10 protein-coding genes are annotated in these 12,111 nt (G+C 73.0%); 3 read left to right on the top strand and 7 right to left on the bottom strand.

The features are described 5' to 3' along the window. The 5 genes from HLI28_RS03085 to HLI28_RS03065 form a co-directional block, all read right to left on the bottom strand. Entirely contained in the window at positions 1 to 1,305 is a 1,305-nt protein-coding gene (locus tag HLI28_RS03085; protein ID WP_171246033.1) for a hemolysin family protein, read from the bottom strand. 104 nt (positions 1,306 to 1,409) lie between these two features. Continuing rightward, entirely contained in the window at positions 1,410 to 2,726 is a 1,317-nt protein-coding gene (locus tag HLI28_RS03080; RefSeq protein WP_343035600.1) for an alpha/beta fold hydrolase, read from the bottom strand. Positions 2,727 to 2,881: 155 nt separating this feature from the next. Beyond that, positions 2,882 to 4,396, bottom strand: coding sequence for a glycerol kinase GlpK (gene glpK / locus HLI28_RS03075; RefSeq protein WP_171246032.1), 1,515 nt, complete (start codon positions 4,394 to 4,396; stop codon positions 2,882 to 2,884). 60 nt (positions 4,397 to 4,456) lie between these two features. Further along, a complete protein-coding gene (locus tag HLI28_RS03070; RefSeq protein WP_171246031.1) occupies positions 4,457 to 5,191 on the bottom strand; it encodes an MIP/aquaporin family protein in 735 nt (244 codons plus the stop codon). A gap of 118 nt (positions 5,192 to 5,309) precedes the next feature. After that, positions 5,310 to 7,052 carry a glycerol-3-phosphate dehydrogenase/oxidase gene (locus tag HLI28_RS03065; protein ID WP_171246030.1) on the bottom strand — a complete coding sequence of 581 codons (1,743 nt, stop codon included), beginning with the start codon at positions 7,050 to 7,052 and terminating at the stop codon, positions 5,310 to 5,312. Between the two features lie 111 nt (positions 7,053 to 7,163). Between HLI28_RS03065 and HLI28_RS03060 the strand changes: the two genes are divergently transcribed. Both HLI28_RS03060 and HLI28_RS03055 read left to right on the top strand, forming a co-directional pair. Continuing rightward, positions 7,164 to 8,117 carry a sugar-binding transcriptional regulator gene (locus HLI28_RS03060; RefSeq protein ID WP_171246029.1) on the top strand — a complete coding sequence of 318 codons (954 nt, stop codon included), beginning with the start codon at positions 7,164 to 7,166 and terminating at the stop codon, positions 8,115 to 8,117. A 64-nt stretch (positions 8,118 to 8,181) separates the two neighbouring features. After that, positions 8,182 to 8,694, top strand: a complete 513-nt coding sequence (locus tag HLI28_RS03055; RefSeq protein WP_171246076.1) for an amino-acid N-acetyltransferase — start codon at positions 8,182 to 8,184, stop codon at positions 8,692 to 8,694. Positions 8,695 to 8,715: 21 nt separating this feature from the next. On the opposite strand, the gene HLI28_RS03050 is transcribed toward HLI28_RS03055, so the two are convergent. Continuing rightward, positions 8,716 to 9,585 carry an HhH-GPD family protein gene (locus tag HLI28_RS03050; RefSeq protein WP_343035599.1) on the bottom strand — a complete coding sequence of 290 codons (870 nt, stop codon included), beginning with the start codon at positions 9,583 to 9,585 and terminating at the stop codon, positions 8,716 to 8,718. 630 nt (positions 9,586 to 10,215) lie between these two features. Here HLI28_RS03050 and HLI28_RS03045 point away from each other — a divergent pair. Then, positions 10,216 to 11,016, top strand: a complete 801-nt coding sequence (locus HLI28_RS03045; RefSeq protein WP_171246028.1) for a hypothetical protein — start codon at positions 10,216 to 10,218, stop codon at positions 11,014 to 11,016. Between the two features lie 5 nt (positions 11,017 to 11,021). Here the strand turns inward: HLI28_RS03045 and disA are convergent, their stop codons facing one another. Further along, complete coding sequence (disA, locus tag HLI28_RS03040) at positions 11,022 to 12,107, bottom strand: DNA integrity scanning diadenylate cyclase DisA (protein ID WP_171246027.1); 1,086 nt, start codon at positions 12,105 to 12,107, stop codon at positions 11,022 to 11,024. Positions 12,108 to 12,111 lie beyond the last annotated feature (4 nt).

The raw sequence follows: 12,111 nt of genomic DNA, 5'->3' as shown, positions 1-12,111 counted from the left end.
TCAGTGCGGGCCCGGTCCTCCCGGGTCGTGCGGGCCGCGTCCCGGACCCACGTGCAGCGCCCGGATCCGCTGCCGGTCCACGGCGGTCACCGTCAGCGTCGTCCCGGCGACGCGGACGACGTCGCCGGGGACGGCGATCCGCCCCAGTGCGGCCAGCACGAATCCCGCCGCGGTCTCGTACGGCCCCTCGGGCAGCTCGATCCCGGTCTCCCGGGCGAAGTCCTCGAGCGTGAGACCGGCGTCGACCTCGTCGGTGCCGAGCTCCGGGCTGCGCGGGTCCGGCTCGGCGCGGATGTCCCGCACGAGCTCCTCGACGAGGTCCTCGAGGGTGGCGATGCCGTCGGTCCCGCCGTACTCGTCGCGCACGACGGCCAGGTGGATGCCCTCCTGGCGCATCGTGGTCAGGGCGGGCAGCAGCCGGTTGGTGCCGGGCATCTCCAGGGCCGGGCGGACGATCTCCCGCAGGGTCCGCCGTCGTCGGGCCGGGGTGCGCAGCTCGCGGACCAGGTCGCGCAGGTGCACGAACCCGACGACGTCGTCCACGCCGTCGTCCACGACGGGGAACCGTGTGGAGGGCTCGTCCCCCACGGCGTCGACCGCCTCGTCGACGGCGAGGTCCGCCGGCAGGAAGGTGACGTCGGGGCGCGGGCGCATGACCTCGGCCAGCGTCCGCTCGGAGGCCGTGAAGACGTCGGTCACGATCTCGCGCTCCTCGGGGGAGAAACCGGGGTGCTCGCTGACCGCCCGGCGCAGCTCCTCCCCGGTCATCTGCGGTGCCCGGACGTCCGGGTTGCCGCCCAGCAGCCGGACCACCGCGTCGGTGGAGCGGGACAGCAGCCAGATGACGGGTCGGATGATCCGCGAGAACCGGTCCAGGGGCGGTCCGACGACGAGGGACACCTGGACCGAGCGCTGCAGGGCCAGCCGCTTCGGGACGAGCTCGCCCAGCACCAGGGAGGCGTAGGCGACGAGCAGCGTCAGCGTGACCAGGGCGGCGGTCGACGCCGCACCCGGCGAGAGGCCGAGCGACTCCAGCACCGGCGCGAGGTCGGGGGCGAGCGTCGACGCGCCGTAGGCGGCGGAGAAGAACCCGGCCACCGTGACGCCGATCTGCACGGCGGCGAGGAACCTGTTGGGGTCGCGGGCGACGGCGGCGACCCGGCGCCCGCGCGACCCGTGGCGCTCCAGCTCGGCGATCTGCCCCTCGCGCAGCGAGACGAGAGCGAACTCGGTCCCGGCGAACACCCCGCCGAGCAGCACGAACCCCAGCACCAGGGCGATGTTCCGCCAGGTCTCCGCGTCCACGGCTCCCTCCGGGTTCGGGCCGCCGGGGCGGCGCTACCGCTGGTCACGAGACTTCCGCAGGTCGGCGCTGTTCGCGCGTCAGCGCCCCCGGCGCACCGGACGGTTCAGTCGCGCACCGGACCGCCCCGGGCGTCGAGCCGGTCGAGCAGCGTCGTGAACACGTCGCCGGCGCGCAGCCCGTCGTGCTCGAACTGGTTGGTGACCCATGCCCGGGCGTTCCCGACCCGGGAGGCGGTGTCCAGGGAGAGCGCGGCGTCGACGAACATGTCGTCGAAGTAGACCGCCGCCTCCATCGGCACCTCGTTGGCGGCCAGCACCGCGGTGTCGTACAGGTCGCCCCAGTCACGGCGGGCGGCCAGGGCCTGCGCCGCGTCGCGGAACGGGCGCAGCGCGGCGACCTGGTCGAACATCCAGGGGTAGATCATCTCGCCGGTGAACAGCAGCGGGCGCGCGCCCGCGGCGAACTTCGGGTCGCTCTCGCGCACCTGCTGCGCGGCCCACGCCGTCGGCCCGGTGCCCGCCTGGGCGTAGATCGACTCGTGCAGCACGGCGTACATCGGGTTGGTGGCGAACCCCGTGGCGGCCTCGACGTCCGCGAGGAAGGTGTCGGTGAGCTCGTCCGGTGCCGCGTCGTCGAAGGCCTCGTCGACGATCCAGTGCACGCGCTCGAACCCGGGGCCCATGCCGAAGGCCATGCCCAGCGACTGGAAGCGCTCGATGCTCAGCAGGTCTCCACCGGGCAGCCGCACGTCGCCGTCGGCGATCCGGTCCGCGATCCGGGCGATCCGGGGCACGTCGTCGGGGTACCGGCCGCGGTACTGCGCGTTCTTCGTCGCGACCCGCGCCTGCGTGCGCCGGTAGACCTCCTCGGGCCCGGCGTCGAGGCCGGCCAGGCCCCCGGTCACGTAGGACGCCGCCAGGCCCTCGGGGGCGAGCGACAGATAGGTCAGGGTGACGAACCCGCCGTAGGACTGTCCGAGCGTCGACCAGCGCCGGCCGCCGTAGATGGACTTCCGCACGTGCTCGGCGTCGCGGACGATGGAGTCGGCGCGCAGGTGCGACAGGTACTCGGCCTGGACCTCGGGGGAGCCGAGGGCGGCGAGCGCACGGGCCCGCACCGCCGTCGAACGCCCGGTGCCGCGCTGGTCGAGCAGCACGACCCGGAACCGCTTCAGCGCCTCGCCGACCCAGCCGTCGGGACCCGTGGGGCGGGGACCCTTGCCCCCGGGGCCACCCTGCAGGAACACCAGCAGCGGCAGGTCCTCGGACCGTTTCGTCGGATCCACCAGCTCACGCACGACCACGCTGAGCGTGCGGTCGTCGGCGGGGGCGGACCAGTCCAGCGGCACCGTCAGGGTGCGGTCGGTGACGTGGACGCCGGGGATCGTGTACGCGGACTCGCTCGTCACGGTGCTCTTCACGACGCCAGCCTACGAGCCTCGCCCCGCACCGCACGGGCGCGGACGAGCCGAGGGGACGGCACGACCCGTGCGACCGTCGATGTTCCCGAAGTGGAGCGCCCCCCAGGGCGCGTGAACGCGGTCGTGCGGGTCGTGCCGTCCCCTCGGCGGCACAACTACTTGGTGTCTTCGTCGACCCAGTCGAAGGTCTTGGTCACCGCCTTCTTCCACTGGCGGTACAGCCGCTCGCGCTCGTCCTCGGGCAGCGACGGCGTCCACCGCTGGCCCTCGATCCAGTTGTCGCGGACGTCCTGCTCGCCCGACCAGAAGCCGACGGCGATGCCGGCGGCGTACGCCGCACCGAGGGCCGTGGTCTCGGCGACCTCGGGACGCACGACGTCGACGCCGAGCTGGTCCGCCTGGAACTGCATGAGCAGGTTGTTGGCGACCATGCCGCCGTCGACCTTCAGCTCGGTCAGGTCCACACCGGAGTCGGCCCGCATGGCGTCCATGACCTCGCGCGTCTGGTAGGCGACGGCCTCCAGGGCGGCCCGGGCGATGTGGTTGCGGTTGACGTACCGCGTCAGGCCCACGAGCGCACCGCGGGCGTCCGACCGCCAGTACGGGGCGAACAGGCCGGAGAACGCCGGCACGAAGTAGGCGCCGCCGTTGTCGTCGACCTTGCCGGCCAGGTACTCGATGTCCGGGGCGTCGTCGAACAGCCCCAGGTTGTCCCGCAGCCACTGCACCAGGGAGCCGGTGACGGCGATGGCACCCTCGAGGGCGTAGACGGCGTCGGCGTCCCCGATCTTGTAGCAGACCGTGGTGAGCAGACCGTTCTCGCTGGCCACCTTCTCGGTACCGGTGTTGAGCAGCATGAAGTTGCCGGTGCCGTAGGTGTTCTTCGCGGTCCCGACCTCGAAGCACGCCTGGCCGAAGGTGGCGGCCTGCTGGTCGCCGAGGATGCCCGCGATCGGGACACCGGGGACCATGCCGCGGGGGCGTCCGTGACCGTAGATCTCGGACGAGGACCGGATCTCGGGGAGCATCGACAGCGGGATGCCCATGTCCGCGGCGATGTCCTCCCGCCAGGAGAGGGTGTCGAGGTCCATGAGCATGGTGCGCGAGGCGTTGGTGACGTCGGTGACGTGCACGCCGCCGTCCGTCCCGCCGGTCATGTTCCACAGGACCCAGCTGTCGGTGTTGCCGAACAGCAGGTCGCCGCGGTCCGCGGCCTCCCGGGCGCCCTCGACGTTGTCGAGGATCCACTTGATCTTCGGGCCGGAGAAGTAGGTCGCGAGCGGCAGCCCGACGATCGACTTGTACTTCTCGGGGCCCTCGGAGCCGCCCAGCTCGTCCACGATCGCCTGGGTGCGGGTGTCCTGCCAGACGATGGCGTTGTAGACGGGCTTGCCGGTGTTCTTGTCCCACACGACCGTGGTCTCGCGCTGGTTCGTGATGCCGACGGCGGCGACGTCCTCGTGCGAGAGGTTGCCGCGGGTGAGGGCGAGGCCGACGACCTCGCGGGTGTTGTTCCAGATCTGCTCGGGGTTGTGCTCGACCCAGCCCGCCTTCGGGAAGATCTGGTCGTGCTCGAGCTGGCCGGTCGAGACGATGCGGCCGGAGTGGTCGAAGACGATGGCACGCGAGCTCGTGGTGCCCTGGTCGATGGCGAGGACGTAGTCAGCCATGGGTATGTCCTTCGTGTCGTTGCGTCATTGCGGTACGGATGGGTGGTCGCCGGGCCGGGCTCAGCCGAAGGCGACGACGGGGGCGAGCAGGCCGGCGAGGACGCCGCCGACGATGGGGCCGAGGACCGGCACCCAGGAGTAGCCCCAGTCGCTGGAACCCTTGCCCTTGATCGGCAGCAGCGCGTGCGCGATGCGGGGACCGAGGTCACGGGCCGGGTTGATGGCGTAGCCGGTGGGGCCACCGAGGCTCGCACCGATCCCGACCACCAGGAGGGCGACGGCGAGCGGGCCGATGTCACCCGGCCAGTTGCCGAAGTTCAGCACCACGAACACCAGCACGAAGGTGCCGATGACCTCGGTGACGAAGTTCCACCCGTAGGAGCGGATCTCGGGTCCGGTGGAGAACACCGCGAGCTTGATCGGCGCCGGCGCCTCCTCGTCGAAGTGCTTCTTGTAGGCGAGGAAGGCGATCGCGGAACCGAGCGCGGCACCGACGATCTGGGCGGAGATGTAGATCGCACCGTTCGCCAGGGTGACGGGGATGCCCGGACCGAACTCCTCGGCGCCGCTGGCCCAGATGCCGAACGTCACGGCCGGGTTGATGTGGGCGCCGCTGGCGAACGCGACGTACACACCGGAGAACACACCCAGGCCCCATCCGAAGTTGATGAGAAGCCATCCGCCGTTGAACCCCTTGTTCTTCGGCAGGATGACGTTCGCCACGACACCGGCACCGAGGAGCAGCAGCATCCCGGTTCCCAGCATCTCGCTGACGAAGAGTTCGCCTGTTGACATCGTCGTCTCGCTTTCTCTTCTCGGTCCGGGCCCGTGCCCGGAGCGTCGTGCCACGACCTCGTCGCCGCGGCGAACCGGCCGCGCCGCCGATGCTGCGACGGCGCGACCGGGGGTCCTGTCAGGTGCGCAGAGGCCGCAGCGTCGTCAGGTCGCCGGCGTTGCCCCGGGCCTCGGCGGCCGCCTCGTCGTCGGGGGCCTGGGCCGCCGCGTCCTCGGCGTCCGCCCGGGCCCGGTAGCTCTCGATCTCCCGCTTCCTGGTCTCGTCGTCCCAGCGGAGCAGGGGTGCGGCGATCCCGGCGATCTCCTCGAGGGCGGCGCGCCCCTTGTCGGCCACCTCGTAGACGAGCCGGGTGCGTCGCACCAGCAGGTCCTCCAGGTGCAGCGCGCCCTCGTGGCTGACCGCGTAGTGGATCTCGGCCCGCAGGTAGGCGGGGGCGTGCTCCAGCGGTTCGGCGAGCCCCGGGTCCTCCTCGCACAGGGTCACGAGCTCGCGCAGCGCCGAGCCGTAGCGGTGCAGGAGGTGGTCGACCATCGCCGGGCTCCAGCCGTACCGCTGCGCCCAGGTGCGGGCCTGGCGGCGGGCGGCGGACAGGCCGACCGCGCCGATGAGCGGGATCTGGTGGGTCACCGACGGCAGCGCGTGCGCCCGCTGGCCGATCGCGAAGTCGACGGCGTCCTTGGCCATCACGCGATAGGTGGTCAGCTTCCCGCCGGCGATGACGGTCAGGCCCGGGGCGGGGGAGGCGACGGTGTGCTCGCGCGAGACCTTCGCCGAGCTCGTGCCCTCCTTGGTGCCCGGCTGCAGCAGCGGACGCAGGCCGGCGTAGGTGCCGATGACGTCCTCGCGCGTCAGCGGGTGGGCCAGCACCGCGTTGGCGTGGTCGAGCACGTAGTCGATGTCGGCCGCGGTGGCCACCGGGTGGACCGGGTCCAGCTCCCACGGGGTGTCCGTGGTGCCGATGATCCAGTACCGGGACCAGGGGATGATGAACAGCACCGACTTCTCGGTCTGCAGGATCAGGCCGACCTGCCCCTTGATGCGCTCCCGGGGGACGACGATGTGGATGCCCTTGGAGGCCAGCACGTGCAGGCCGCCCTCGTCCCCGGCCAGGGCCTCGGTGTCCTCGGTCCACACGCCGGTGGCGTTGATGACGTGCCGGGCGCGGACCGTGATCTCGCGACCGGTCTCCAGGTCGACGACGACGGCCCCGTTGACCGTGCCGGTGCTGCTCTTGGTGAGCTCGACGACCTGGGTGCGGGAGGCGGCGTGCGCGCCGTAGTCGACCGCGGTGCGGACCAGCGTGGCGACGAGGCGTGAGTCGTCGACGGAGGCGTCCCAGTACTGCACGGCGCCGATCGCGGCCTCGTGCGCGAGGTCCGGGAACTTCCGGCTGATCTGCCGACGGGTCAGGTGCCGGTGCAGCGGCATCGCGCGCTTCCCCGGGGCGACCGAGGCCAGGGTGTCGTACAGCGCGATGCCGGCCCCGACGTAGGCCCGTTCCCACACCCGGTGCTCGAGGGGGTACAGGAAGGGGACGGGCTTGACGAGGTGCGGGGCGAGCTCCTTGAGGAGCAGGTCGCGTTCGGTGAGCGCCTCGTGCACGAGGGAGAAGTCGAGCATCTGCAGGTAGCGCAGGCCGCCGTGGACCAGCTTGCTGGACCAGCTGGAGGTGCCTGCGGACCAGTCCTGGGACTCGACGATCGCGGTGGACAGCCCGCGCGTGACGGAGTCGAGAGCGATGCCGGCGCCGGTGACCCCGCCGCCGATGACGAGGACGTCGAGCTCGGAGGCGGAGTCCTGCGAGCTCTCGAGCGCAGCCAGGGCGCGGGTTCGTGACTCGGCGGTGAGTCGGGAGGCCATCGGGGGTGCTCCTCTCGGTCGGACTGGAACTCAGAGCACCATCGGTCGAACATTCTCGCAAGCCAGATGCACGAACGTGCATCTGGCGGCATGCTGCGGCACCCTGGTTCCGTGACGACTCCCCGGGAACGCGACGTGGTCATGGCCGCGACCATGTACTACCTGCAGGACATGAAGATGGAGACGATCGCGCGGCACCTGCGCACGTCGCGGTCGACCGTGTCGCGCCTGCTCAAGAGGGCGCGGGAGACCGGTGTCGTGGAGATCACGCTGCGGCCCACGCACACTCGTGCACCCGGTCTCGGCCAGCGGCTCGCGGCGCAGTACGACATCGACACCTACGTCGTGCCGGTGCCGGACGCCGCCGACGACGCGCAACGGCTCGGTCAGGTGGCCCGCACCACCGCCCGTCTGGTGACGCGCTGGTTCGACTCCGACATGGTGCTCGGCATCGCCTGGGGGACCACGCTGGCCGCCGTGGCGGGCCACCTCATGGACAAGCCCACCCGGGGCTCCGCCGTCGTGCAGCTCAACGGCGCGGCGAACAACCGGACCTCCGGCGTCGCCTACGCCGGGGACCTCCTGGACCGTATCGCGGCCACCTTCGAGGCCCACGCCCACCCGTTTCCCGTGCCGGCGTTCTTCGACTTCGCCGAGACCCGGGACGCCATGTGGCGGGAGCGCTCGGTGCGCCGCGTCCTCGACGTGCAGGCGCGGACGGATCTCGCGGTGTTCTCCGTGGGAGCGCTCACCGGCGGTGTCCCGTCGCACGTCTACTCGGCCGGGTATTTGGAACCCGAGGACGTGGCGGCGCTCGAGGGCGCGGGTGTGGTCGGCGACGTCTGCACGGTCTTCCTGCGTCCTGACGGGTCGTTCCGCGACATCGCCATCAACGCCCGGGCCACGGGGCCCACCCCGGACCAGCTCCGGCGGTTCCCGCGACGGCTGTGCGCGGCCGCGGGCGACAACAAGATCGCCCCGTTGCGCGCCGCGCTGGCCGCCGGGGTGGTCACGGACCTCGTCGTCGACGAGATCACGGCCGCGGGGCTCGTCGAGGCCGACTGATCCGTCCGCGGCCGCTGTGCGGGCCGCGTGCCGGCGTCGCGCGTAGGGTGCTGACGTGCCCGACCTGTCGAACGCACCGTTCCGCATCCGGCCCGCCCTGCCCGCGGACGTCCGCGGCGTGCGCGACCTCGTCGCCCCGTACGCGACGGACCGCATCCTGCTGGCCAAGGAGCTCGTCGGCTACTACGAGTCGGTGCAGGAGTTCCTCGTGGCCGACGCCGGGCCGGAGGCGGGCCTGGTCGGGTGCGGGGCGCTGCACGTGATGTGGGCCGACCTCGCCGAGATCCGCACGCTCGCCGTCGACCCGGCCTGGAGGGGGCGCGGGCTGGGGCACGCTCTCGTCGAGGAGCTGATCCTGCGGGCGCGGGAGATGGGGCTCAAGCGTCTGTTCTGCCTCACCTTCGAGGTCGACTTCTTCGCCGCCCACGGTTTCCGCGAGATCGACGGGACGCCGGTGACCGGCGAGGTCTACGCCGAGCTGCTGCGGTCGCACGACGACGGGGTGGCCGAGTTCCTCGACCTCGCGCGGGTCAAGCCGAACACCCTCGGCAACTCGCGCATGCTGCTGGACCTCTGAGCAGCGACGGCGGTCGGAGGGTCACGCCGGAAGCATGAACCGTCCGGCCTCGTCGGTCTCGGCCAGCCCGTCCTCCACCAGCCCGGCCAGGCACCGGTCGAGCTGGGACTCCGGACCGGCGTCGGCCAGCAGAGCACGGTGCACGGGGCCGTCGGCGGTGCGCAGCGCGGCCATCACCCGGCCCCGCACCTGCCGGTCGGTGCCGTCCCAGGACTGGGTCCGCCGCCGGTGCGCGTGCTCGTCCGGCGGGAACCCGGTCAGGCGCCAGGCGCACAGGTCCTGGACCGGGCACCGGTCGCACCGCGGGGTCCGGGCGGTGCAGACCAGCGCCCCCAGCTCCATGGACGCGGCCGCCCACGCCGCGGCGTCCTCGTCGCCGTCGGGCACCAGGGAGACGGCCAGCCGCCGCTCCGCCGCCGTGTACGACGGCGCCGGCAGCGCGACGCCGGTGACGGCGCGGGCCTGGACCCGCCGCACGTTCGTGTCCACGACGACGGCGCGGCGGCCGAAGGCGAAGGCGCGGACGGCCCCCGCGGTGTACTCCCCGATGCCGGGCAGCGCACGCAGGGCCTCCTCTCCGGACGGGACCTCCCCGTCGTGCCGGGCCACGATCGCCCGCGCGCAGTCCGCGAGCCGCAGCGCCCGGCGCGGGTAGCCGAGCCGGCCCCAGGCGCGCAGCACCTCGGACGTCGGGGCGTCGGCCAGCGCCGCCGGGGTGGGCCACCGCTCCATCCACGCGCGCCACACGGGCTCGACCCGGACGACCGGGGTCTGCTGGAGCATGACCTCGCTGACCAGGACGCCCCACGGGGTCCGGTCCGCGGCGCGCCAGGGGAGATCGCGTGCGGCGTGGGCGAACCACGCCGTGACCCGTTCGACCAGTGCATCCACGGTCGCCCATTGTGCCTGGCCGGAGCGGCTTCCCGGCACGGCGGCGCGGCGCCCCCGTCGGTCGGTCCGCACCACGTAGCGTGGCCTGCGCAGAGGTGTTCGTCGAGATGCGGGGGAACGGTGGCGGCAGCGAAGGACCGTGGGCGAGGAGGTGCCGCGCGGGGGCGCCAGGCGTCCGGGGGACGCACGCCGTCCTCGCGCGCCACGTCGTCCCGGGGCTCCTCCCGTTCCGGCTCCGCGGCGAGGGGATCGTCGGCGGGCCGGTCGACCACGTCGGGCGGTGGGGCGAAGAAGGCGGCCCCGCAGAAGGCCGCCCCGAAGAAGGCGGCCCCGCAGAAGTCCACCACCAGGACGTCCGCCCCGAAGAAGTCCACCGCGACGAGCTCTCGGGCCCAGAGCACCCGACGCACGACGTCTCGAGGCGCCACCACGGGTGCCGCGGGTTCGACGCGTCGCAGGACGGGGGCCACCGCCGGCCGGGCGACCTCGTCGAGGAGCCGGTCGGCGGGTTCCGCGTCCCGGTCCACCGGGGGTCGGGGGTCCGCCCGCGGAGGTCGCCGGTCGGTGGCGACGAACGGCCTGGTGGCTCCTGGCAGCACGCCGCGGCCCCGGTCGCGCCGACCGGCCCCGGTGAGGAGCCGCCCCGCCCACCGCGGTCCCGCGATCGTGCTCCTGGTGCTCGGCCTGCTCGTCGGCGCCGGCACGGCGACCGGGTACGGGATCGGTCGCGCCGTCGACTGGGCGCGGGACGCCTGGCCCGAGCCGCGGCTCGAGCTCGTCGCCGAGAAGCAGGCCCCGCCGGAGGCGATCGACCCCGCCGGGGTGGCGGAGACGTGCACCCCCTCGGCGGTCCGCGCCGAGCTCTCCGGCGACCGCGACACCCTCGTGCTCGGCGAGGCGGTGTCGATGACGGTGCGCGTGACCAACGAGGGGCGGATGCCGTGCCTGCTCGACGCGCACCGGTCGAGCATGCAGGTGGTCGTCTCCGAGGCCGACGGCGGCGAACGCGTCTGGTCGTCCGCGGACTGCATCGGCGCGGGCGAGGAGCTCGTCCTGCTCGGGACCGACGAGCGCTGGGAGCTCACCGCCCGCTGGTCCGGGAGCGGGTCGACGCCCGGCTGCGACGCCCAGGGTGATGTGCGCCCCGGCGAGTACACCGCGACGGTCCTGCTGGACGACGTCCCCGGCGCCGAGGGTGAGCCCTGGGACGTCACGGTCGAGGCGGCGCCCGAGCCGGAACCCTCGGAGGACGCCGAGGACGCCGAGGGTTCCGGGCAGGACGCGTCCACGGACGACGGCACCGCCGCCGAGGAGGATGCCGACCCCTCCGAGGCGGGTCGGTCCGGCGACAAGGCCTCCGAGAGGTCGGGCGGCCGGTCGGACTCCGGGGACGGCAAGAAGCCCGGTGGTGACGCCGGGACCGAGGGCTGAGACCCCTACACGTACCGCTCGAGGATGCTGGACTCCGCCAGGCGGGACAGCCCCTCGCGCACGGCTCGTGCCCGGTGGTCGCCCACACCCTCGACGCTCATGAGGTCGTCGACGCTCGCGGCGAGCAGCTTCTGCAGGCCCCCGAACTGCTGGACCAGTCGCTCGACGATCGTGCTCGGCAGGCGGGGGACCTTCGACAGCAGCCGGTAGCCGTGCGGCGCCACGGCCGCGTCGAGTGCCACCCCGGCACCCGGCAGTCGCAGGACGCGCCCGATCTCCGACAGGTCGAGCAGCTGGGACGAGTCGAGCCGGGCGAGGTCGGCGTGCACGGCCGCGAGGCTGCGGCCCGAGCGCTCGACGTCGACGTAGTCGCGCACGACGAGGTCGCGGTCCGAGCCGATCCCGCCGAGGAGCTCGTCGAGCTGGAGGGCGAGCAGCCGGCCGTCCGTGCCGAGCTCGACCACGTACCCGTCGATCTCGTCGGAGATGCGCCGCACCATCTCCAGGCGCTGGACCACCGCGCAGACGTCCCGCACGGTGACCAGGTCCTCGATCTCGAGGGCCGACAGGGTGCCGGAGACCTCGTCCAGTCGCGAGCGGTAGCGCTCCAGGGTCGCCAGCGCCTGGTTGGCGCGGCCCAGGATCGTGTCGGAGTCCTCCAGCACGTGCCGCACCGAACCCGTGTAGATCGCGACGATCCGCATCGACTGGCTCACGGAGACGATCGGGAAGCCGGTCTGCTTGGCGACGCGCTCGGCCGTCCGGTGCCGGGTGCCCGACTCGCTCGTCTCGATCGAGGGGTCCGGCAGGAGCTGGACCGCGGCGCGGCGGATCCGGGTGGCGTCCCGGTCGAGGACGACGGCGCCGTCCATCTTGGACAGCTCGCGCAGCCGCGTGGCCGAGAACTCGACGTCGAGCTCGAAGCCGCCCGAGCAGATCTCCTCGACCGTCTTGTCGAGACCGAGGACGATCAGGGCACCGGTCCGCCCTCGCAGGATGCGCTCCAGGCCGTCGCGGAGCTCGGTGCCGGGGGCGACGGCGGCAAGGGTGTCCCGCAGCAGGGCGTCGGGTTGCGCGATGTTGGGGGCCACCTGG

Source organism: Isoptericola sediminis (assembly GCF_013085345.1).
GTDB lineage: Bacteria > Actinomycetota > Actinomycetes > Actinomycetales > Cellulomonadaceae > Isoptericola > Isoptericola sediminis.
This window is presented reverse-complemented; position numbering and strand designations above follow the sequence as displayed.